21 protein-coding genes are annotated in these 24403 nt (G+C 33.6%); 19 read left to right on the top strand and 2 right to left on the bottom strand.

What is annotated here, in order from left to right; genetic code table 11:
• The first annotated feature begins 323 nt into the window (after positions 1-323).
• The 14 genes from AAC069_RS12620 to AAC069_RS12555 all read left to right on the top strand — a co-directional run bounded on the left by AAC069_RS12620 (position 324) and on the right by AAC069_RS12555 (position 19032).
• On the top strand, positions 324-4148 hold the full coding sequence (locus tag AAC069_RS12620; protein WP_339920818.1) for an efflux RND transporter permease subunit: 3825 nt from the start codon (positions 324-326) through the stop codon (positions 4146-4148).
• Positions 4141-5361, top strand: a complete 1221-nt coding sequence (locus tag AAC069_RS12615; RefSeq protein ID WP_132003504.1) for a TolC family protein — start codon at positions 4141-4143, stop codon at positions 5359-5361. The genes AAC069_RS12620 and AAC069_RS12615 overlap by 8 nt, the downstream gene beginning before the upstream one ends.
• 2 nt (positions 5362-5363) lie before the next feature.
• A complete protein-coding gene (locus tag AAC069_RS12610) occupies positions 5364-7145 on the top strand; it encodes an efflux RND transporter periplasmic adaptor subunit (RefSeq protein ID WP_339920817.1) in 1782 nt (593 codons plus the stop codon).
• Between the two features lie 24 nt (positions 7146-7169).
• A complete protein-coding gene (locus AAC069_RS12605) occupies positions 7170-9626 on the top strand; it encodes a multicopper oxidase domain-containing protein (RefSeq protein ID WP_339920816.1) in 2457 nt (818 codons plus the stop codon).
• A 215-nt stretch (positions 9627-9841) separates the two neighbouring features.
• Complete coding sequence (locus AAC069_RS12600; RefSeq protein WP_339920815.1) at positions 9842-10510, top strand: DUF3347 domain-containing protein; 669 nt, start codon at positions 9842-9844, stop codon at positions 10508-10510.
• Positions 10511-10963, top strand: a complete 453-nt coding sequence (locus AAC069_RS12595; protein ID WP_132003516.1) for a heme-binding domain-containing protein — start codon at positions 10511-10513, stop codon at positions 10961-10963. It begins immediately after the preceding gene.
• 23 nt (positions 10964-10986) lie between these two features.
• A complete protein-coding gene (locus AAC069_RS12590) occupies positions 10987-11553 on the top strand; it encodes a DUF3347 domain-containing protein (protein ID WP_339920814.1) in 567 nt (188 codons plus the stop codon).
• Positions 11554-11899: 346 nt separating this feature from the next.
• On the top strand, positions 11900-13144 hold the full coding sequence (locus tag AAC069_RS12585) for a hypothetical protein (RefSeq protein WP_132003522.1): 1245 nt from the start codon (positions 11900-11902) through the stop codon (positions 13142-13144).
• 16 nt (positions 13145-13160) lie between these two features.
• Positions 13161-13871 (top strand): PepSY domain-containing protein, encoded by a 711-nt coding sequence (locus AAC069_RS12580; protein WP_339920813.1) that lies wholly within the window; start codon positions 13161-13163, stop codon positions 13869-13871.
• Positions 13872-13890: 19 nt separating this feature from the next.
• Positions 13891-14346, top strand: coding sequence for a nuclear transport factor 2 family protein (locus AAC069_RS12575; protein ID WP_339920812.1), 456 nt, complete (start codon positions 13891-13893; stop codon positions 14344-14346).
• A 38-nt stretch (positions 14347-14384) separates the two neighbouring features.
• Entirely contained in the window at positions 14385-15287 is a 903-nt protein-coding gene (locus AAC069_RS12570; protein WP_339920811.1) for a hypothetical protein, read from the top strand.
• 424 nt (positions 15288-15711) lie between these two features.
• A complete protein-coding gene (locus AAC069_RS12565; RefSeq protein ID WP_339920810.1) occupies positions 15712-18303 on the top strand; it encodes a multicopper oxidase domain-containing protein in 2592 nt (863 codons plus the stop codon).
• Between the two features lie 181 nt (positions 18304-18484).
• Entirely contained in the window at positions 18485-18592 is a 108-nt protein-coding gene (locus AAC069_RS12560; protein WP_222616914.1) for a heavy metal-binding domain-containing protein, read from the top strand.
• Positions 18589-19032, top strand: coding sequence for a universal stress protein (locus tag AAC069_RS12555; protein WP_339920808.1), 444 nt, complete (start codon positions 18589-18591; stop codon positions 19030-19032). Before AAC069_RS12560 ends, AAC069_RS12555 begins: the two co-directional genes overlap by 4 nt.
• A 228-nt stretch (positions 19033-19260) precedes the next feature.
• On the opposite strand, the gene AAC069_RS12550 is transcribed toward AAC069_RS12555, so the two are convergent.
• Both AAC069_RS12550 and AAC069_RS12545 read right to left on the bottom strand, forming a co-directional pair.
• Positions 19261-19896 carry a DUF4136 domain-containing protein gene (locus AAC069_RS12550; protein ID WP_339920807.1) on the bottom strand — a complete coding sequence of 212 codons (636 nt, stop codon included), beginning with the start codon at positions 19894-19896 and terminating at the stop codon, positions 19261-19263.
• 60 nt (positions 19897-19956) lie between these two features.
• Positions 19957-20511, bottom strand: a complete 555-nt coding sequence (locus AAC069_RS12545) for a hypothetical protein (protein WP_339920806.1) — start codon at positions 20509-20511, stop codon at positions 19957-19959.
• Positions 20512-21688: 1177 nt separating this feature from the next.
• Here AAC069_RS12545 and AAC069_RS12540 point away from each other — a divergent pair.
• The 5 genes from AAC069_RS12540 (at position 21689) to AAC069_RS12520 (ending at position 24403) form a co-directional block, all read left to right on the top strand.
• On the top strand, positions 21689-22072 hold the full coding sequence (locus AAC069_RS12540) for a hypothetical protein (RefSeq protein WP_339920805.1): 384 nt from the start codon (positions 21689-21691) through the stop codon (positions 22070-22072).
• A 283-nt stretch (positions 22073-22355) separates the two neighbouring features.
• A complete protein-coding gene (locus AAC069_RS12535; RefSeq protein WP_339920804.1) occupies positions 22356-22748 on the top strand; it encodes a hypothetical protein in 393 nt (130 codons plus the stop codon).
• Positions 22749-22792: 44 nt separating this feature from the next.
• The gene (locus AAC069_RS12530) at positions 22793-23008 is read left to right on the top strand and encodes a hypothetical protein (protein WP_339920803.1); all 216 of its coding nucleotides are present in this window, start codon (positions 22793-22795) and stop codon (positions 23006-23008) included.
• Positions 23009-23078: 70 nt separating this feature from the next.
• Complete coding sequence (locus tag AAC069_RS12525) at positions 23079-23762, top strand: HupE/UreJ family protein (protein ID WP_339920802.1); 684 nt, start codon at positions 23079-23081, stop codon at positions 23760-23762.
• 14 nt (positions 23763-23776) lie between these two features.
• A complete protein-coding gene (locus AAC069_RS12520; RefSeq protein ID WP_132003558.1) occupies positions 23777-24403 on the top strand; it encodes a hypothetical protein in 627 nt (208 codons plus the stop codon).

The raw sequence follows: 24403 nt of genomic DNA, 5'->3' as shown, positions 1-24403 counted from the left end.
TAAGTGAAATCAAAGAAATCAAAAATCCATACTTGGGAAGTAAAATGCCAAAATGTGGTGTCATCAAAGAAGAATTATAAATATAATAATCGTTCTCCTAATAAGGAAGAAGAAAAGTTGGATTTGTAATGGATCTGTTATAAAATGTAGTGAAAAATAATAAAGGATTACATTTTATTTATAATTGCCACAAGATCTTAATACTAATAAATTCTGTACTCTTCCATTGGAACATTATTATCTAATTTGATTGCTGATTAAATATACTTTAATTATAGCAATCAAAAATAAGTTCCAATTAAGAAGAAATAAATTAAAAATACATGTTAAATAAAACTATAAAATATTTTCTTGAAAACAAATTAGTCACAGGACTTATTCTTCTTGTAATAATATTTTGGGGAATGGCAACCGCTCCTTTCGACTGGAAGATTCCTTTCTTACCTTCAAGCCCGGTGTCTGTGGATGCCATTCCCGACATTGGAGAAAACCAACAAATTGTTTTCACACAGTGGCCCGGAAGATCTCCACAAGATATAGAAGATCAAATATCCTATCCTTTAACCACCTACATGCTGGGAATTCCAGGTGTAAAGTCAATTAGAAGTAACTCAATTTTAGGTTTTTCGAGTATTTATATCATTTTTGACGATGATATAGAATTTTATTGGTCACGCTCCAGAATTCTCGAAAAATTAAGTTCAATACCTAATAGCTTGCTTCCTGAAAACGTTAAACCGTCATTAGGCCCTGATGCAACTGCATTGGGACAAGTATATTGGTATACAGTGGAAGGACGAGATAAAGACGGAAACCCAACTGGTGGCTGGGATTTAAACGAAATAAGAACAGCTCAGGATTTCTATATTAAATATGGATTAAATGCTGTTAAGGGAGTTTCAGAAGTAGCTTCTATAGGAGGATTTGTTCAAGAATACCAAATTGATGTAAACCCCGATGCTCTAAAAGCGTTTAACATCCCTCTAGCTAAGGTTATGACTGCCGTACAAAAGTCGAATAAAGATGTGGGGGCTAAAACCATCGAAATTAATCAAGCAGAATATCTGGTAAGAGGCCTCGGCTACATAAAAAATATTGAAGACATTGAATTGGCTGTTGTAGCCGTAAACAACAATGTGCCTATTCGAATAAAAGATATAGGAGTTGTAGCCCTAGGACCAGAAACGCGACGTGGAGCTTTAGATAAAGGAGGTGCTGAAGCTGTAGGAGGTGTGGTTATCGCCAGATATGGTTCTAATCCGTTGGAAGTGATTAACGGAGTGAAATCAAAAATTAGCGAGATTGCTTCTGGTTTACCTAAAAAAACTTTGGCTAACGGTGTGGAAAGTCAATTGACAATTATCCCTTTTTATGATCGTACACAATTAATTCATGAAACGATAGGCACATTAGAGACCGCACTCTCTCATGAGATATTAATCAGTATTATTGTGGTTTTAATTTTATTATTTAATCTTCGAGCGTCCTTAATTATTTCTAGTTTATTACCTGTTGGAGTATTGATGACCTTTATTGTAATGCGCTATTCAGGAGTAGATGCTAATGTTGTCGCGCTTTCAGGAATCGCTATCGCTATTGGGGTCATGGTGGATGTTGGGGTTATCTTTATCGAAAATATTATTCGGCATTTAGAAATGCCAGAAAACGAAGGTGCCAAAGGTCAAAAACTATTAACAGTAATTTATAATGCTACCATTGAAGTAGCCTCGGCAATTACTACTGCATTAGCCACGACTATAGTTAGTTTCATTCCTGTATTTGCCATGGAATCAGCCGAAGGTAAATTATTTAGGCCTTTAGCATTTACCAAGACATTTGCTTTATTAGGAGCTTTTATTCTCGGTGTAATTGTTTTGCCTGCCCTAGCACATCTCATCTTTGGTATCAATTATGATAAAAAAAGAGTAAAACGTTTTTGGGGTTATGTATTTATTGCTGCTGGAATTCTATTGAGTATTTATTTTAAAATGGCACTCCCCTTAGCCTTATGTATAATGGGATTGTATGATTTATTTAATCACAAAATTCCAGAAAAATTCCAAGCCTACACTAAACATTTCAATTTGGTATTGGTGTTATTCATAGTTTCTTTTTTTCTTACTGAGGAGTGGATGCCTTTGGGACCACAAATTAGCGTTATTGGAAACTATCTTTTCGTTATAGTTCTTCTGGGGATTATCCTTTCCGCATTATTAAGTATCGTTCGTTTTTATGAGCCGGTATTAAGATGGTGTCTAGAAAACAAAGGGAAATTTATGTTACTGCCATTAGTAACATTGCTGTTTGGTCTTATGGTGTGGATTGGATTCAATTCGACTTTTGGATTTATAGCAAATGGATTTGAAAAAGTGGGTTGGGACATCAGAAAATCTAAAGTTTGGTCTGGCCCTGCTCATACTTTTCCCGGTATTGGATCAGAGTTTATGCCGTCGCTTAATGAGGGAAGTTATTTGTTAATGCCTACTTCTATGCCGCATTCTGGCGTTGAACAAAACCGAAAAGTAATAGGTCAACTCGACATGTTGTTGAATACGATTCCTGAAGTCGAAATGGCTGTAGGAAAGCTGGGACGCGTTGAAAGTGCTTTAGACCCTGCTCCTATCTCCATGTACGAGAACATTATCAATTATAAACCAGAATACATTCTAAACGAAAAGGGGCATCGAATGCGCTTTAAAGTCGATAGAAAAGATCGTTTTATTACAAAATCTAACGATAGTCTTTCACATGCTGATGCATTGAAACAAGGAATAACCATCAAAAACTTGATTGAAGACGATAACGGAGAATTTTATCGAAATTGGAGAGACAAAATAAAATCACCCGATGATATATGGGACGAAATTATTAAAGTTTCTAAAATTCCCGGAGTGACCTCGGCTCCAAAATTACAGCCTATTGAAACGCGACTTGTGATGCTCCAAACCGGAATGAGAGCACCTATGGGTATCAAAGTATTTGGTCCTGATTTGAAAACCATAGAAGAGTTTGGTTTAGAATTAGAAGCAATTCTTAAGGAAGTTCCTTCCGTTAAAAAAGAAGCCGTTTTTGCCGATAGAATTGTCGGGAAACCCTACCTTCATTTAAATATCGATAGAGAAAAAATATCAAGATTTGGATTAAATGTTGAAGACATTCAGCAAACGATCGAAACAGCCATTGGGGGGATGAAAATCTCTTCTACTGTTGAAGGTAGAGAGCGCTACCCAATTCGCGTTCGTTATCCAAGAGAATTAAGAGACAGTCCCGAGGCTTTGGCTAAAATTTTAGTAGCAACTCCTACTGGCGCCCAAATCCCTTTGGGGCAATTAGTTAAATTTGAATATACTAAAGGGCCACAAGCCATTAAAAGTGAGGACACTTTTTTAGTTGGTTTTGTGTTGTTTGACAAAAATGATAGTTATGCTGAGGTAGACGTGGTGAATGATGCTCAAAAAGCGATAAAAGCTAAAATTGATTCGGGGGAACTTAAAGTACCGCAAGGTGTGAATTTTAAATTCTCCGGAAGTTACGAAAATCAAGTTAGGGCAATGAAAAGATTATCAATTGTAATTCCTATCTGTCTGGTGATTATCTTTCTACTGCTTTACTTTCAGTTTAAAACTATTATTGCCTCTTCGATTCACTTTTCGGGGGTATTTGTGGCCTTTTCTGGTGGTTTTATCTTGCTATGGCTCTACGGCCAAGATTGGTTTTTAAATTTTTCAGTCGCAGATGTGAACATGCGGGATTTATTTCAGGTGCACCCTATTAACTTAAGTGTTGCGGTATGGGTTGGATTTATAGCACTCTTTGGAATCGCTACTGATGACGGGGTGATTATGGGGACTTATATTCACCAAGTTTTCGAAGAAAAAAATCCGCAAACGGTAACTGCAGTTAGAGAAGCGGTTGTAGAAGCGGGTAAAAAGCGTGTACGTCCTGCTGTGATGACTGCTGCAGTAGCAATTATTGCGCTATTACCCGTATTAACATCTACCGGAAAAGGGTCTGATATTATGATTCCAATGGCCATTCCAACTTTTGGAGGAATGACAATTCAGATTATGACCATGTTTATTGTACCCGTATTACAAGCTTATTGGAGAGAAACAGTTATTAAAAATAAAAACAAACAAAATGCGTAAAATAGTATTAATGACTCTATTGTTTGCCGTTTGCGATTTAAGCGCGCAATCGCTGACAGACTATTACGGAGTAGCCGCTGAAAACAACCCCGAGCTAAAAGCAAAATACAAGGATTTTGAAGCTTCTTTGCAAAAGTTACCACAAGTGAGTTCGTTGCCCGATCCTAATTTCTCACTGGGTTATTTTATTTCACCAGTTGAAACCCGAGTGGGACCCCAAAACATGAAGTTTTCATTGACTCAAATGTTTCCTTGGTTTGGTACTTTAAAAGCACAAAAAAATGTTGCTGCTCTACTTGCCGACAGTAAGTATCAAGCTTTTTTAAATACTAAAAACCAATTGTTTTCTCAAGTGGCAACTGTTTATTACCCTTTGTACGAATTGCAGAATTTAATGCTAATTGAACGAGAAAACATCCAAATATTGGAATCGTATAAAAAGATTGCCTTAGCAAAATTAGAAAATGGGCAAGGAAATTTAGTAGACATATTAAGAGTGGACTTAATGATTAAAGAAGCTCAAACTAACATATCTATTTTAGACAAAAAAGAACCCGCATTGACCTCTTGGTTCAACAGCCTTCTAAATAGGAAGTATAACGAGAAAGTTATTGTTTCCAAAGGAATTGAAATCGTAGAACTGCCACTTCAATATCGCAAAGATTCCATTTCACAAAACCCTTTGTTGATAGAACTTGAATTAAAAAAGCAAGCTTCAAATGCCGCTGTAGAGGTAGCTATAAAACAAGGTTTGCCAAAACTAGGCGTTGGATTAGATTATGTTCTTGTAGATAAAGGAATGAATAATTTTCCCGACTCTGGTAAAGATGTTATTATGCCAATGGTCACTTTGAGTCTGCCTATTTTTAGAAAAAAATATACAGCTGCAACTTCAGAAGCTAAGTTAATGCAAGAAAGTTATTCGTTTCAAAAAGAAGCAGTAGAAAATAAATTAAATGGTACCTACTACAAACTCATTTTTGAATTAGAAAAAGAAAAAGAGTTATTACAGCTCTATAGTAATCAAGTTGTTACACTGTCGAAAAGTTTGAACTTATTATTTTCGTATTACAGCAATGCTAATAAAGACTTTGAAGAAGTACTACGCATGCAGCAAGAATTATTGAAATATAAAAAATTAGAGCTTGCAAGTACTAGCGCTTTTTATATAAAATTGGCTGAATTGGATTATCTAACCGCAAAACAATTTTAATTATGACATTTGATAAAAAAACAAAAATAGCACTCGCAGCAACTTTACTTTTAGGGTTGTTATTAGGTGCTCTTCTATTTGGCGGAAGCGCCAAAGAAGAACAAAAAACTTCGGAAGAAACGGTAACGAAAAATCAAATTTGGACCTGTTCGATGCACCCACAAATAAGACAAAATGAACCTGGAGCCTGCCCAATATGTGGTATGGATTTAATTCCGCTTGAAACATCTGACAATAGTGATATTGATCCAGACGCTATCAGTATGTCTGAATCAGCAATGATTATCGCTGGAGTATCAACTTATAAAGTGGGAAATTCAGATGGAATAAAAGAAATCACACTTAATGGAAAAGTAGAAGTAAATGAAAAAGGCGTGTACAGTCAATCGTCACATATTCCAGGAAGAATTGAGAAAATTCTAGTGACATTTACTGGCGAATATGTAAAAAAAGGACAGGTCGTTGCTTATGTATACTCCCCTGAACTAGCTACTGCTCAGCAAGAACTTATAGAGGCCTATAGCATAAGAGACCTACAACCACAGTTGTTTGAAGCTGTAAAGCAAAAGCTTAGAAATTGGAAAGTTTCTGAAACAACGATAAAAAATGTGCTTTCTTCAGGAAAAGCGCAAGATAAATTTCCCATCACCGCTGACGTTTCAGGATATGTTGTAAAGAAAAATGTGGAGCTTGGGGATTATGTGCAACGAGGACAAACCTTATATGACGTAGCTGACTTATCTACGGTGTGGGTTCTTTTTGAAATTTATGAATCAGACATTCCTTGGATTAAAAAAGGAGATCAAGTGAACTATACTATTGCCTCTTTTCCAGGGGAATCTTTCTCTGGTACAATTTCTTTTATTGACCCATTTATTAATCCTAGTACGCGCATTGCCACAGCAAGAGTGGAGGTAAGAAACTCTAATTTAAAATTAAAACCAGAAATGTTTGTCTCAGGAACAATTAGTTCGAGAGTCGCTACTAACAAATCTTCTTTAAGCGTTCCTAAATCGGCTGTAATGTGGACTGGTAAACGATCCATAGTATACGTTAAAAACGAATCAGAAAAAGGAGTTTCTTTCAAGTTAAGACAAGTCACTCTAGGCCCATTATTAGGCAATGATTATCTCATAGAGGAGGGATTAGAAGCTGGTGAAGAAGTTGTCGCTAATGGTACTTTCAATATCGATGCTGCTGCTCAATTAGCGGGTAAGCCTAGTATGATGAACCTAGAAGGTGGTAAAGCGAGTACCGCTCACAATCATGGTGGCAACCAAGCCGCAGTGTCTGATGAAAAACCTACGGCTTTACAAACTACTAAAACTACTATTAGCTCAGATGCAAAAACGAGCTTAAAGCCTTTATATGAAGATTATTTTGAGTTGAAAGATGCGTTAACTAAGGATAATTTTAGCGGAGCACAAAAGACAATAGCCAAATTTGAAAATTCATTGAGTAAAATAAACATGAATCTCTTTAAAGGTGATGCGCATAAAATCTGGATGAAGTACCATACAGAATTGAAAAAGAACACCTTACATGCTGCCCATATCAAAGATATAAAAGAAATGCGAAAATCATTTATCCCCATTTCCAATGTCATGATAGCCATGACAAAATCTTTTAGTCCTCTAAAAGAAAGTTCCTATATACAATTTTGCCCCATGGCAAACAGTGATAAAGGAGCAAATTGGTTAAGTAAAGAAAATAAAGTAGCAAACCCCTATTTTGGCGCTTCCATGTTAAAATGTGGAGAAGTAAAGGCAGAAATCATAAAATAAATAGTAACTATAATAAATAGAAAAATGAAAAACTTAAAATATTTAATAATGTTATTGATAATACCCCTGAGTTCGATATTTGGACAGTCCATGGAGGGAAATGTTAATAATTTGCCTGTACACGAATACACTTTAACCATTAAGGAAGAAATAGTAAACAAAGCAGGAAAAGAAATCAAAGGGATGACTGTAAATGGTACAATCCCTGGCCCCACTTTAGAATTTATAGAAGGGGAATATGCCGTCATTTACGTGAAAAATGAAATGAGCGAAGAAACTTCTGTGCATTGGCATGGTTTGTTATTGCCTAATTTCTTTGATGGTGTTCCTTACTTAACAACACCTCCTATAGAACCAGGACACACACAGAAATATGAGTTCCCCATTAAACAGTCTGGAACATATTGGTATCATTCACATACCATGTTGCAAGAACAAAGTGGAGTTTTTGGTTCAATTGTTATTAAGCCAAAAGAACAAACCTTAAAATATGATAAGGAATTGGTGTTGATGTTATCAGATTGGACCAACGAAAAACCAATGAATGTGCTTCGCAATTTAAAACGAGGTAATGAATGGTATAGTATCAAAAAAGGAACCGCTACACCATTAAATCAGGTTATTGCACGTGGCGCATTTGGAGCACAGTTAAACTTTTGGAGACAACGGATGGGCGGTGCCGACATAGCAGATGTATATTATCCCGCTTTCTTAGTTAATGGCGAAGAAAGCGTGGAATATCCAGAATTTAAAGCTGGTGAGAAAGTGCGATTAAGAATCATTAATGGAGGTGCATCCACGTCGTTTTGGATGACTTTCGGAGGAGAAGAACCACTATTGGTTTCTGCTGATGGTATTGATGTAGTTCCTATTAAAAAGAATAAGACTTTTATCGGGATTGCTGAAACATACGATTTTACTATAACTGTTCCCGAAGATGGAAAAATAGAATTTAAAATCACAGCTCAAGATGGTTCGGGAACTGCATCTGCATTTATTGGGAATGGAAAAGTACTACCTGCAATGACTATTCCAAGACCAGATAAGATAGGGATGATGCAAAAAATGGCGAAAATGGATATGAAAATGGGCGCTCATGCTTTAAAATTTCAGCCCAAAAAAGACGAACGCTTTAAGATGAAGGAGGAATATGGAATGCAAATGGATAAAATGTCTGGAATGGATATGAGTAAACCAAAACAGGCGATGGAAAAGGGTGATATGAAAGAGATGAAAATGGATCATACTAAAACGGAAGGTATGAATATGGATGATTCAAAGAAATCTGGAATGGATATGAGTCAACCAAAAGAGGCTATGGCAACTGATAAAATGAATGAGATGAAAATGGATCATTCCAAAATGAAAGGAATGGAAATGAACAATGGTGATGCTATGAAAGGCATGCAGATGAATGAGCAAAAGGATACAACGAAAACAGACAATATGGAGGGAATGGATTTATTTTCCGAGTATAATTACGACTATTTGAAATCTTTAAAGAAAACTAACTATGACAAAAATATTCCTGTAAAAGAAGTACTGTTGAATCTTACAGGAAATATGAATCGCTACATCTGGAGTATGAATGGAGTGCCTTTATCTGAAGCTGATAAAATTAAAATAAATAGTAAGGAAGTAACACGGGTTACCTTTAATAATCTTACTATGATGCACCACCCCATGCATTTACACGGTCATTTCTTTAGGGTTATCAATAAAAACGGAGATTACTCCCCGTTAAAACACACGGTAAATGTACCGCCAATGCAAAAGGTTACTATAGAATTTTACGGGAATAATGGGGATGAATATGGCGACTGGTTTTTTCATTGTCACATTTTATATCATATGATGGGAGGTATGGCAAGAGTAGTATCCTATGATACGCCAAGAGATCCAAGAATGGATGAGTTTCCGGCTTCTAAAATTATTGCAGAAACAGATAAATGGTATTCTTGGGGATTGGTAGATGCAGCTTCGCATACTATGGGTCTTAATTTAATGACTTCTAACATAAGAAACCAATTTAATGCGTCTTTAGAATATGGTTGGAACAAAAATTTAGAATCAGAGTTTACCTACGAACGTTATTTACACGATTACTTACGTGTTTTTGGAGGTGTTAACATTGAAAATAAAACACGCAATAGTTTAGACCAATTTAAAACTACTGCAGTGGTTGGGATACGTTATTTAACACCCTATTTATTTAATCTTGATGTACGTGTAGATAATGAGTTAAGACCAAGAATTGCGTTAGGGAGAAGTATAATGATATTTCCTAAACTATCTATTTTTGGCTATTATGAGTATCAATTAGATTTAGGGATTGTAAATAATTTGCCCGTGGGAAAAGATTTAACTTCGGAAACTGTATGGAGTGCAGGAGCTGAATATTTTCTATCCAGAAATATTTCACTTATGGGTAGTTACGATAATCGTTTTGGGGCTGGAGGTGGGCTTTCCGTAAGGTTTTAATAATTAAAATCAGGATGTAAACTCGTTATCTTTCAATAGATTAATCTCATAATTATAGAATTGGTAGCTATTAGCACGATGGTTTCTATGCTGGCAGTTGACAACTATCAAATGATGGAAAATGCGGATGAAATAACCGCTAAACTTAAAAATGTAATTAAAAAAACTTCAAATAATAATAATAATAATAATAATAATCACTAAAAACAAACAAAATGAGAAAATTAAAATTGTCAATGGGACTTTTAGCAATAGTATTTGTAACCCTAACTGTTGTATCATGTAAAGATTCAAAAAAAGAGCATGATAATGAGGACGAGCATCATTCAGAAATGTCTTCAGAAGGAAACCAAATGGAAATGAATAATGAAAGTGAAGAACATCATCATGCAGAAGGCAACGATGAACATGCTCACGACAAGGACGCTTCGATGAAGACTAGAGAAATAACAGCGTCCTCTAAAAAAAATGCGGCAACTTCTGCTATTATAGACGGCTATTTGCAAATTAAAAATGGATTAGTTGCGGACAATAAAGACAATGCCGCGAAAGGAGCAACAGCGCTACTTACAGCCTTTTCAAATTTTGACATGTCAAAACTTGATGAAGCACAACATAAAGAATATATGGAAATACTTGAAAGTGCTAAAGAACATGCAGAACATATTGTAAAAAAACCTATTGATCATCAAAGAGAGCATTTTGAAACATTAAGCACAGATATTACTGATTTAATAACTTTATTAGGAACCGATAAAACCCTATATCAAGATTATTGCCCAATGAAAAAAGTAAGTTGGTTAAGCGAAACTAAAGAGATTAAAAACCCATTTTATGGAAGCAAAATGTTGACTTGTGGTTCTGTGAAAAAACAAATTAATTAAATGAAAATCGTAAAAGTAATAGTAATAGTTTTACTGGTTGCGTTCGTGGGAATTCAGTTTATTCCCACAGTAAGTAATCGAAGTGAATATGTTCCCAAAACAGATTTTATGTTGGTCAATACAGTGCCAAAAAAAATCAGTGAAAAATTACAAGTAAGCTGTTATGACTGCCATAGTAACAATACCCATTATCCTTGGTATAGTAAAATTCAACCTGGAGCGTGGTTTATGGCAAAACATATTAAAAACGGAAAAGAAGAATTGAATTTTAGCGAATGGGCAGACTATTCAGATAGAAGAAAAAAGAGCAAATTAAAATCAATTATAAGTCAGATCAAAGATGATAATATGCCTTTAAGTTCTTACACACTAATCCATAAAAACGCAAGTTTTTCAGAAGAAGAAAAAAAGGAAGTCATTACGTGGTTGACAGAATTAAAAGATAATTTATAAACAATAATTTAATATTAAAAAAAATGAAAAATTTAAAAATGAGTATTGTAACAATGGTATTGTTAATGGTTTCTTTTGCAAATGCACAGGAAAAAGAAAAAATGAACCACGACCATGGAAACATGAAAATGGATCATAGCACTATGAAAATGGATAAGATGAATAACACTAAAGCAGAAGCAGTTCTAGCTGATTATTTTATACTGAAAGATGCATTGGTAGGCGATGATTCAAAAAAAGCGGCACAGGCTGGAAGTAAACTAATGGTCTCTTTAAAGGCTTTTGATGTGAGCAGCTACAACAAAGAACAGCAAAAGGAGCTAGTCGATATTATAGAAGATGCTGTAGAAAATGCCGAACACATTTCAAAAAGTCCTATTGCACATCAACGTGAGCACTTTAAGACCTTAAGCACTGATATTACTGATATGATTGCCATTACTGGAACTAAAAATAAGTTGTACCAGCAGTTTTGCCCAATGTACGATAAGGGTAGTGCATGGTTAAGTACAAGTAACGAAGTAAAAAATCCATATTATGGTAGCAAAATGCTTAAATGTGGAAAAGTTCAAAAGGAAATCAACAATTAAGCCAGCTCTTTTATAGTGGAGGAACAAGTTATCTAATTCATAAAAGGGATCATAAGGTTTTCATTATTGATTCGCAATTTGTAAAAAATCCCCCATTTATGGTATTAGAAAAGTCCTAGTTAGGGAAGGGTAAAATATTAATGACTAGTCCTAGCCCTTCCCTTGTTAGGCACAATAAATTTTAAAAAAAAATTGATTTAATTATAAACAGCCTGTATAATCGAATAAAGATAACTCAATTAATAAGTTAATGGCATTTCTCTTCTAAATGGTAGGCAAAATATAAACTTTGATAAACAAACTAAATAATTATTAAATACTAAAATATTAAACAATAACATCATCAATGAGCAACTTCACTCAAATTATCCAACAATACAAAACCGATACGGAAAGCGTTTACAATACTTGGTTTGTCGATAATGATCAGCGATTAAAAGCATTCCGAACTATTCGTCGAGGTATTTTACAAGTAATTGATGATATTAAAAACAAAACTTTTCCAAACGATTTTAAAGGCAGTAGTTTAGAATTTGTATTGAGTTGCATCGCTGAACAAAAACAAATATTTGTAGGTGTAGCACATCCTTTTTATTGGAAACCAAAATTGCGAATTCCTGATATTTACGAAAACCAAAACAATAAAATCGCTTTTGGGCAATTTCTAGAAAATTGTATCAACGCCAAAACCGAAGAGCAAGTTGTCAAAGAAATAGTAAAACTAGATGAATTAAAAATAAAAGGGTTAGGTCCCGCGGTAGCGAGTATTATATATTTTTTGCATCCCACTTGGTTTCCCCCATTCAATACAGCGATTCTCAATGGATTTAATTTCTTATTCAAAGACAAAAAAAAATTAGGCAGTTGGACAGAATACCTGAAAATTAGAGAAACAATATTAGAAACCAACAGCAAACACAAAGCGGAACTATCAAACGATTTAGGTGCAATTGCAGGCTTATGTTTTGAAATTGGCACCCAAAAAATGCTGATTGGTAACGATGAATATTTAAGTGAAGACGAACGTACAAAGTTTGAAAAAAACATCTTAAAACGACAAAAAGAAATTCAGGAAGAAAAATTGGCTGAAAATCTTCATAATGAAATGCAATACCATTTATTAAAAATTGGAGTTTCATTGGGTTATGATGTTACACCAGCTAGTAATGATAAAGGTAAAGCGTTTAATAGTCAAAGTTTTTCGTTTATATCAATTAGTAAATTCCCAGAATTACCAACGGATAAAGACACTCAAAACACAATAAAATTAATAGATGTTCTTTGGTTTCAAAAAGGAACAAACAAAATCATTGGAGCTTTTGAAGTTGAAAAAAGCACCAGTATTTACTCCGGTATTTTACGCCTTTCTGATCTATATTTTAGTATTTCCAATGGTGAAGAAGTATTTTATATCATCATTCCGGATAGTCGCGAAAAAGATGTGATACAACAACTGAACAGACCCGTGATTAAGAATTCAAAAATAAACATCAAGTACATTTTGTTTTCAGAATTGCGAAGTCAATGTGACGCGATTTGCAAATTTGGTTCAGACTATTCCATAATGGAAAAAATAGCAAAATCAATTTAAAAAATAAGAAGAGCTAATGATTAAAGGTAAAAAAGCAAAATGGATTAGAAAATCCCATCGCTATTTAGGAATATTTTTAGGACTTCAATTTTTAATGTGGACCATAAGTGGTTTGTATTTTAGTTGGACCAACATAGATGATATTCATGGAGAACAATTTCATAAAAAAGGAATAGTTGCAGAATCGTTTTCAGGTTTAATAAGTCCTTCAGACCTTAAACCTTCGACAACTATTCAATCTATCGAATTGAGAGATATTGATAAACAACCTTTTTATTGGGTGAATCAAAAACTGCTTTATAACGCCAGGACAGGGGAAGTCAAAAATGGTGTTTCAAAAGAAGAAGCGGTTTCAATTGCAGCTAAAAATATTGTTTCGAATCTAAAAGTAAAAGAAATACAACTTATTACAGAAGTTGGGAAACATCATGAATACAGAGAGAGATTGTTACCTGCTTATGTTATATCCTATCAAGAGCCAAATAATTTGAAAGTGTATATTTCAGTAAATGATGGCAAACTACAAACAATAAGACATCGTGATTGGAGATGGTTTGATTTTTTATGGATGACCCATACCATGGACTACGAAGGGCGAGACAATATGAATAATATTGTATTAAGAGTTTTTTCATTGTTAGGATTAATAACCGTTTTAAGTGGTTTTTTACTTTGGTACATCTCCTCTCCTACCATTAGAAAAATTTGGAAGAAAATAAAAAAATAATAATTTAAAATTAATAGAAATGAAATCATCAAAAAAATTGTTCGTAAAAGTTCTTTTATTAGTAGTGTCATCGGCAAGTATGTTTGCCCAAGACAAGGACACAGAGGCTGTAAAAGCGGTGCTAAAACAGTACAATACTGCTATTGAGAAATTAGATGTTACTGGTACTGAAAAATTATTTACTTCCGATTCAAAAATATATGAATCAGGCGGCAATGAAGGCAGCTATGCTCACTATTTAGAACATCACCTTGCACCCGAAATGAAAGCGTTCAAATCGTTCACTTTCAGCGATTATAAAGTTGCTGTTACCTTGAGTGGCGAGTATGCGTTTTCAACCGAAACGTACAATTATACAATTGTAGTGGCAAAAGACAATAAAGAGTTAAAACGCAAAGGAATTGGCACAAGTGTTTTAAAGAAAATGAATGGGCAATGGAAAATCATGATGAGTCATAATTCATCCAGAAAATAATACCATAACTTAGATTAGACTCATAGAGCGACAGGAGAATGATTAAAAAAATTATAAAATACTACTCCAAAAAAAAGCACATTATATGTCCTGATATCTACATCGGTAAAGGGACTGTTCCTCTATTGTTTTTTATAACCTTACTTTTTGCTTTAGCAATATGGTGGCTTAATCATGATCTATCTCTTGTGGATTTCTGGAAAAATTTACCAGTAGATCATAAGATAATTGAACTTTTTTGCGAAAAAACAGAAATGAAAAAAGTGGTGCGCCAACCTGTTAATACATTTAGTGGAATAATCTATTTGATCGTGGCAATTATTATTTTAAAAGAAAGTCAGAAGGAATTAAAGAATAGTAGCGCTGAAAAACAAAACAAAGAAAATCTGATTCATAAAATATTTTTTGCCTTCATTCTTCTGTATGTTTTTTTAGCATGTACCTTCTATCATTCTTCACTTACGAATTTTGCTTTTAAAATTGATTTCTCGGCTGTATATTTTTTTTCGCTTTTTCCTATAACTTATCTATCCTACCTATGGCTGCTTACTAATAATCCGAAACTGTCAGATATCTCAAAAAAGAGTGTAATTATTGCCATCTATTCCGTTTATCTTATTGTCTGTCTTTTATTATCCTTTTTTGTTCCAAAAGGCAAAGAACATATAGTCAGTTTTGTATGTATTTTGATGTTTTTTGCATTTGCTATTACAATACTTTTAAAAAATCCCAAGAAAGAAAACGTCAATTACTTGGTCTCAAGTATTATTTGCACTATCGTAGCTCTTGTTTGGTTAAAGTTAGATAAACACACTTTTATGTGTAACCCTAACAGTTATTTTCAACCACATAGTTTGTGGAATCTATTTATAGGACTGTCAGGATTCTATTTTTACGTGTTTATGCGAAACGAAGATAATCCTAAAAAATATTTAACTTAAATATTTAAAAGCAAAAATAACTAGGATGCAAAATATTCAAAAATATAAATCAACAAATAGAAAATAGTAAGGCAAAAACAAAAAAGTAGTTTTTGTTTTTATCTAATAGTTCATAGATACAGAAAGAAGTCACTATAACCTATTCTAAAATAAATACGCCTCATTATATAAATTTAGAACAAACAACTAAATCATGAAAAATAATATAATCTAAATAACTTTTAAATCGAAAAATTATGGAAACTTAACACACAGTATCGCAGTTAATGGTAAAAAGACATCGGTAGTCGACCCCGAAATAAAAAAATTAATAAAAATTAGTATTATCAGCTAAAAAGCTGAAATTATGTTGATTAAAGCAAAACGTAAAGAACTAGATAAATAAAACCCTAAGAATTCATAAACCAATTAAAAATCAAAAAAAATGAAAAGAATAATAGTAGTAGCATTCATTCTCTGTATCTACTCCTTTGCGCAAGCGCAAGATATGAAGGGGATGAATATGAAGAAAAAAGAAAATACTGAGAAGACACAGTCAGTAACATACACCTGCGTGATGCACCCCGAAATTCACGCTGACAAGCCAGGGAAATGTCCTAAATGTGGAATGACATTGATTAAGGAAAAAATGAAAGCGGTTAAGAAATCGGCAGTTAAAAAGCAGGATGAAATGCAAATGCCCATGAAGGAGACTTCTAAAAAGAAGGACAATAGGGACAATATGAAAACGGATACTACTGATGCGCATCAAAATCATAATATGAGCAATATGGATATGCCAAAAGCAACTATAGAGACCGTAACTAAAATTGAAAACAACACACCGCCAAGAACAGTGCGTTACGATTTATATGTGCGAGATACGATCGTAAACTTCACAGGAAAATCTAAAAGAGCAATTGCTGTAAACGGACAAATACCGATGCCTAAACTTACTTTTACAGAAGGAGACATTGCAGAAATTTATGTACACAACGAACTGGATGAAGAAACTTCTCTGCATTGGCACGGATTATTTCTACCCAACCGTTATGATGGTGTTCCCAATCTTACACAAATGCCGATCAAAGCGCATACCACTCATCTATACACCTTCCCTATTATTCAGCACGGAACGCATTGGTACCACAGCCACACTGGTTTGCAAGAGCAAATTGGAATGTACGGTAATTTTGTAATGAATAAAAGAGCTGAAGACCCAACTTTTAGAAGCGGTATTGACGATTTGCCAACTATACCAATAGTACTAAGTGAATGGACCGATATAAAACCCGAAAACGTACATCGAATGTTGCACAACGCAAACGATTATCCAGCCATTAAAAAAGGAACAACCCAAAGTTATGCAGAAGCCATAAAGCAAGGTTATTTAGGTGTTAAACTAAAAAATGAATGGAAAAGGATGAATGCAATGGATGTAAGCGATGTGTTTTACGACAAAATCCTTATGAATGGTAAGCAAAGTACGGATGTGAAAAGTATTGATGAAAAACCTTTAAAAGCAGGTGATAAAGTACGTTTACGCATATCTAATGGTGGGGCTTCTTCCTATTTTTGGCTTACTTATGCCGGTGGGAAAATAACAGTAGTTGCAAATGACGGTAACGATGTAGAACCTGTAGAAGTAGATCGATTAATTATTGGTGTTTCTGAAACTTACGATGTTGTCGTTACTATTCCTGCCGATAAAACTGCTTTTGAATTTTTAGCCACCACTGAAGATAGATTGTATTCAGCTTCTTATTTTATTGGGGATGGTATCAAACAACTTATCAAACCGCTTCCCAAACTTAAATATTTTGAAGGAATGAAAATGATGAACGGAATGATGAAAATGAATGGCGATTTAGATGATATGGGTATGAGTATGTCCTACAATCAAATGGATATGAATGTGGTAATGTACCCTGAAATTACCGGAGAACAAAAAAAGAAAGACGATAAAAAAATGCAGGATATGAAAATGACAGAAGCCGATTATAATAGTAATGCGCTTTCGGATATTACTACCTTAAATTATGCAATGTTAAAATCGCCAACTAAAACTATACTTCCTAAAGATGCTCCAGTAAGAGAATTAAAATTTGAATTGACAGGAAATATGAACCGCTATGTTTGGAGTTTAGACAACAAAGTAGTTTCCGAAGCGGATAAAATATTAATTAAAAAAGGCGAAAATGTTCGCATCACAATTCATAACAATTCTATGATGCGACACCCAATGCACTTGCACGGACACGATTTTAGGCTATTAAATGGTCAAGAAGATTACGCTCCTCTAAAAAACGTTGTGGATATAATGCCAATGGAAACCGATGTATTTGAATTTAATGCAAATGTAGAAGGTGATTGGTTCTTTCATTGTCATATTTTGTATCATATGATGAGTGGTATGGGGAGAGTCTTTTCCTATGAAAATCAAGAACCAAATCCCGAAATTCCTAACCCGAAACTGGCACAACGAAAATTATTTGCTGACGATAGAAAATTTCATTTTATGGCAGAAAATGATTTTGCAACAAACGGAAACGATGGAGAAGCGATGTATCAAAGTACACGTTGGAGTATTGGAACAGAATGGAGATTAGGATACAATGATATGCACGGTTACGAAACCGAAACACACATAGGACGATATATTGGTAAAATGCAATGGCTAATGCCTTTCATTGGTTTTGATTGGAGATACAGAAAAATGGGAATAGACAATCAGGAACATAATCTATTCGGCCAAACCAATACCAAAGACAACAGGGCTATTTTTAGTGCGGGGGTCAACTATACTTTGCCAATGCTAATAATGGCTCAGGTGGAAGTATTCACCGATGGAAATTTTAGATTACAATTTGAGCGTAAAGATATTCCAGTTTCTAAAAGACTACGAATGAGTTTAATGTGGAATACCGACAAAGAATATATGGCAGGTTTGAGATACATTGTTAAAAGAAACTTTGGAATAACAACTCATTATGATAGTGATATGGGAATGGGATTAGGAGCTACTTTTAATTACTAAAATTTTTTATTTAAGGTTAATGCTGAAGATGCTTATAGTAAAATATAAGCATCTTTTTTTATCTAAACATCTAACAACGTGTTAATTATACAACTATTATTAAGGATAATGTAACATTTTGATAAATTAGTTATAGTACCTTTATATTGTAAAAATTACTTCATACCAAATATTAAAGAAAATGGAAACTCAAAAAACGTACACCTGCCCAATGCATCCAGAAGTTACTTCGGATAAACCCGGAAAATGTCCCAAATGCGGAATGAATTTAGTCGAGAAAAAAGAATGAAAATTCTACTGGCAACCGACGGTTCAAAATATAGTAAAACAGCAATTAATGAAATTGCCAACAGACCTTTTCCGCCCAAAACTGAAGTATGCATTCTTGCTGTTTATGAAATTACAGCCATTGTAAACACATTAGAACCAATGGGCGTCTCCCACGAATACTATGCACAATTTGATGAAAACGCATTTCAAAATGCAGAAAATAATACAAAAAGTGCAGTCGAAATTCTTGAAAATAAAAATCCAAATCTGTTAGTAACAACAAAAGTAGTTTCAGGTTCACCAAAAAGCGTAATACTTGATGAAGCCGAAAAATTTAAAGCAGATTTGATAGTAGTTGGCTCACATGGTTACGGAGCAATTGAGCGTTTTTTTTTAGGTTCTGTTTCGCATTCAGTTGCTTTACATGCAAAATGTTCTGTAGAAATTGTTCGTAAATAAAAAACGTAACAAGAGACAAACGCATATCCATTTTGTTGTGCCGAATTATTGAACTTATTGGTAGTTAAAACGATTTAATGTAAGTTCCCTTATTGTAAGTATATTGTATCGTCAAAAAGATTTGTAGATGTTTTTATATCCATGTCTTTTTCTTGGCCTATTATTTAATTCATTTCCAGTAAAATCTAATGAATTGAACTTTTTTACATTTTATTTAGTCCATGTAGTTTACATCTTTTTTTTCGGACGTCTGTGTCCATTAAGAGGTTTTATGGGATAATTTTCAAGAATATCATACACTGCAGGATGTAGATTATCCCCAATATAAGAAGGGTCATATAAATCACCTTTAGCGGTTCCTGTCCATACAAGTTTATTCAGTTTCCGGTCAATTACATTCAGTGTGATTGCCCCTTCAGTATATTCTACCTTTTGGGTAACATAAGTGGTATAATTGTAATTATAGTGATGGAGGTAATAGTGATTGCCGGGATAATGGTAATAATAGGGGTTATGATAATACCAACCCAAAGGATAGGTAGAAGAAGGAGTACTGACTGTTTTTTCCTTTTTAACGGCAGTGATAACCAATTCCAGAAAAACATCTGGTGTGTCAATACTTATCTTGTATCCCCTCCCTCCCATACAATGACTAAAATAGTTACGTGCATTGTTGCGAATAATCTGGTTATTATATTCGCCACCAACTGTATCTTTATCCGGTAGCCAAGCAAAGGTTTTGTATTTCGTAAAATCAATACTGCGATCATAATTAGAAGTGATTTTCGTATAAACCCCGCATCCGGCCATAGCGACGAAAAGAAAGCTAATTAAATAGCCGTAAAAATTTTTATCTGTTTTCATGTTTTCTCTTTTTTAATGGGCCATTTTCTAAGTATTAATTATTTTTTTTTATGGATTTAATTAGTTAGATTTTTTAAGTACGGTCTGAAAAATTTGTATCGTTATTTCGTTGTTCCATCCTTTGGGTAAAATGATACCAAAATCACTTAATCTCAATTTAAAGTTGAGTGTAAGTAAACAGGAGATCGTTTCGTTACTTGCAATATGTATAAGCAATCCGTTTACAAATACTCTTTTCGTCTTTCCATTCAAATATAATTCAGCTCCAAAATTTAGTTTGTGATCTGGATGTTGTAATGTCTCCACGTAAGGAATGTTTAGTTGTCCTTTCAGTAATACCTGCCCAATGTTTGAGTTGATAAGCTTCACATTCAATGAATCTGTTGAAGTGCGTAGAATAGCTGGATTAAACATTAGTTCGATTTCAGCATTTTCATAATTGATTAAAACAAACAGGTGATTGCTATTGGCTATTATAATGGAATCTCTGTGCGAACCTATAACTTCAATACTTCCTTCCCTGGTTTGATATCTTTGCTGTGCCTTAGCTGAAAAGCTCCATAGTAGTAATACAATATTAGTGAATACCCATACTATTTTTAATTTTTTTGCCATGATTTTATATTTAATATAATATAGGTCTGCTTGTACTTCTTTTTCTTAATTTGAATTATTTATATTTTTTTCATTTTTTTAATGATTCTGCCCTTGGTGTTCCATCATTTCACCTGAATTTTTAAGAGAATTTATATAAACATAAACCGAAAAGATTTCTTCTTCGCTCAAAATGTTTTCCCATGCTGGCATTGCAGTTCCCTTGACTCCTTTTTTTATGAGGTATATTCTTCCTTGATTTGAATAATAGGACGAATGTTCAGGGTTAGTAAAATCGGCTGGCTTTGGTTGTAATGTCGCTGCTCCTGGACCATCCCCTTTACCGCCACGACCGTGACAACTGGAACAATATTTTATGAATATCTCTTTCCCTTGTGCTAGCTGTTTCGCTGTACCAAGAGATAGGGTCTGATCATATTTTTCGCCTAATTCCTGTTTTAACCATTCACGAGTTTCATTCGTTGTGAATGCTCGCTATGTTCAGGATTGTGATTTTCTTCTTCTTTTTGTTGAGGGTAGTTCTGTTCAACTGGTTTCTCTTTTTTTTCTGAATTCCGGCAGGAAGTAAGCATTAACAGTACATACATCATTAAGGTAATGATGCAAGTATTGTTTTTATAGTTCGATAGAGTTTATGCAGAGTGTGTCCGAAGAATGCACCATGATGTTTTGATTTTTTCATAGTTGTTGAATAATTTTTTTGACTACACCAATATAAATACTCAATATTTTTAATCACTAAAAAACACTTAAATAACACACAAATCATTATACTTAAGTATTTTATAAATATTCTTTTCTATTTCAATATAAATTTACGATTTATTTAAATATGTCCTCGGAATTTATAAATTTTCTATTTCCATAAATTAGAAATTTCATTGACCCTAGATCCCCTATTTCACCTATGTTTATAAAGCTGAAAGTCAAATTATGCAGAGGTGCCAATTTCCTGTTACAATTTTAATAAAACCATATTTGAATTAATTTTAAATGAGTTAGAGTGAAAAACATAATAAATCTGTTCTTTGGATTAAATACAACATTACAATCTAAAAGGTAATAAAATTGATGAACCATTATCAAATTTTGTATAGAATTTATGGAATATTAAGATTTACTTAATATTTATTTTTCAAAGTATTAGTAGTCAATAAAATTTATTACTTTTACAATCTTGAAAAAATCAATTGCCATATCATTCCTTTTTATCTTTTTGTGTGCCAACACAGAAATAGGGCAATTATTGAAAATACCCACCTTAATACAACACTTTACAGAGCATCATGACGATAATCTAGATATTTCATTTGCTGATTTTATTGATTTTCATTATAATAAGACCGAGAAACACTCGAGCAAAGAAAATGAGAATCATCAGAATTTACCTTTCAAGACAATTAATACAAATGTCAATACGGTTCTTGCTTTTGAAAGCCAAACAGAGTTTTCTTTTCGCAAGCCTAACTTTATTTCTCTAAACCGTACTGTACCTTTCAGTCGGGATTTTTACATTTCCAACGTTTTTGCTTCTATCTGGCTCCCTCCTAAATTGAGTTAATTCATTTTATTTTAAATCGCAATTAGTTATATTTTAAATATTTATGATTGCTTATTTTAAAATATTTTTTGCTACTTACCTATAGCGAACGATACCTTGTATTAATTCCATTACCATTCATCACTTACTAAAAGTTTAAGCGTTTTGCGTTAGCCAATAACCAAAATCTTTTTAGACTTCACGGAACTCTCATAACGTTTTTAGTGCTGTCCTGTAATGCAATCACTAGTATTAAACTCTAAAACATCTGTAATGAATAAAATCAATTGCAATTGGCATATTCTTGCTTGTTGTAGGAACAACAATTTCTAATGCACAAGTAAATGTAAATCAATCCAAAGGACCACATAACGGCGTCATACAGAATGTAGGGAACTACAAAATCGAAATGGTCGAAAGAGAAAACAACTGTAGTTTCTATGTATTAGATACCAAAGGAAAAACAGTCTCAAACAAAGGCGTTTCTGGAACCGTAGTATTCGAATTTTTCAATAAAACAAAAGCGACAAACCCAATTTCATTAGACATAAATAATGCTTTGTTTGTAGAAGTTCCTAAAGCAAACATATATACCTATTGTACCATTTCAGTAAATGTAAAAGGAAAAACAATTACTTCCAGATTTAGAAACAACCAAGTCTCTGAACATGATATTAATCACGGACACCAACATTAATTCAATTTTATTACTCTTTAATAAACTCAATTTAAATTACAATTATGAAAAATTTTTTAATAGTAGCGACTATCGCAATCGGAATGTTAACTTCTTGTAACCAAAAAGCAAAAAACGAAACTGAAAGCACAGAAATTCAGACTAATGAAACTACTAAACAAGTTCAAGAAAACACAGATAGTATTAATCAAGTTAGCATGGACAGTATTAATATAGTGGAACCAAATAAAGTTGATGCGGCACACGGACACACCCATTAAATTAATTTAATAAGCCACTTCTCTTCCGAAAATTTTAGAAGAGAAGTGGTTTTAAAAGAAAAATAAAATTATGAATTCAAAAAAAATAATATTCCTTGCCTTACTACTTTTTATGTGCATCGGAAATGTTTTTGCCCACGGAGTTGATGAAAATACACAAACTTTTTTAACAGGAAATGATGGCGTAGCTTTTGGTCCATTTCTTTACATTGGTGCTAAACATATGCTTACCGGTTACGATCATTTACTTTTTTTAGTTGGTGTTATCTTTTTCTTATACCGCCCTAAAGAAGTGTTGTTGTATGTGAGCTTTTTTACAATTGGTCATAGCACAACCTTATTGTTGGGTGTTATGAGTGGCATATCCATTAACTCCTTTTTAATTGATGCCATCATCGCTCTATCAATAATTTATAAGGGGTTTGACAATCTAGGTGGTTTTAAGAGATTTTTCGGTAGACAACCCAATACAAAAGCAGCTGTTTTGATTTTCGGATTATTCCACGGTTTTGGGCTTGCGAGTAAGTTACAAGATTTCAAATTTGAAAAAGAAGGATTGTTTACGAATCTACTTGGTTTTAACATTGGTGTAGAAATAGGTCAGTTTATCGCACTTACTTTTGTATTGATTCTCATTACAATATGGCGTAGGCACCCAAGTTTTATGAAATTTTCAACATTCACAAACACCATGCTTATTGCTGCTGGATTTGTCCTACTAGGGTATCAATTAACAGGTTATTTTACATCTTAAAAAAAAATTAAACAATGTCAGAAATAAATCATCAAATAGTAGAAAAAAAAGAAATTATCAAAGCGGTCTTATTTGCTTTGGTTTTAGGAATAATCATTTTAGTTAGTGCAGTTTTACCTGCCGAATATGGAATAGACCCAATAGGAACGGGTAAATTGTTCGGATTCAGTAAATTGTATGTTCCAGAAAATGCAGGAGAAAATCAACTGGGACAAACAACACAAGAAACATTTCCATTAATAAAAATGGAAAAAGCGGGTTCTGGACCTGATGTAAAAAGACCTGTCGAGGCAGATAATCCAGCTCCAGAAAAACAATACGCAGAAAGAGAAGACACCGTCGAGGTTATTGTTCCAGCAGGAAAAGGAATTGAATATAAAATTTATATGCTGAAATACGGCAAAATGAAGTACGAATGGACTACAGACAAAGGAACCGTTTATTTAGATTTTCATGGGGAGGTAAAACAAGAAAAGGCAGTTAATGATGTCTATTTTGAAAGCTACACCCTTGCCTATTCCAATAATATGGTAGGAACCTTTTATGCTCCTTTTGAAGGAAAGCATGGTTGGTTTTTCAAAAATAATGAAAATACAGCCATTACTGTTACTCTAAAATTAAACGGACAATATTCAATGTAA

This window comes from uncultured Flavobacterium sp., from assembly GCF_963974175.1.
GTDB lineage: Bacteria > Bacteroidota > Bacteroidia > Flavobacteriales > Flavobacteriaceae > Flavobacterium.
This window is presented reverse-complemented; position numbering and strand designations above follow the sequence as displayed.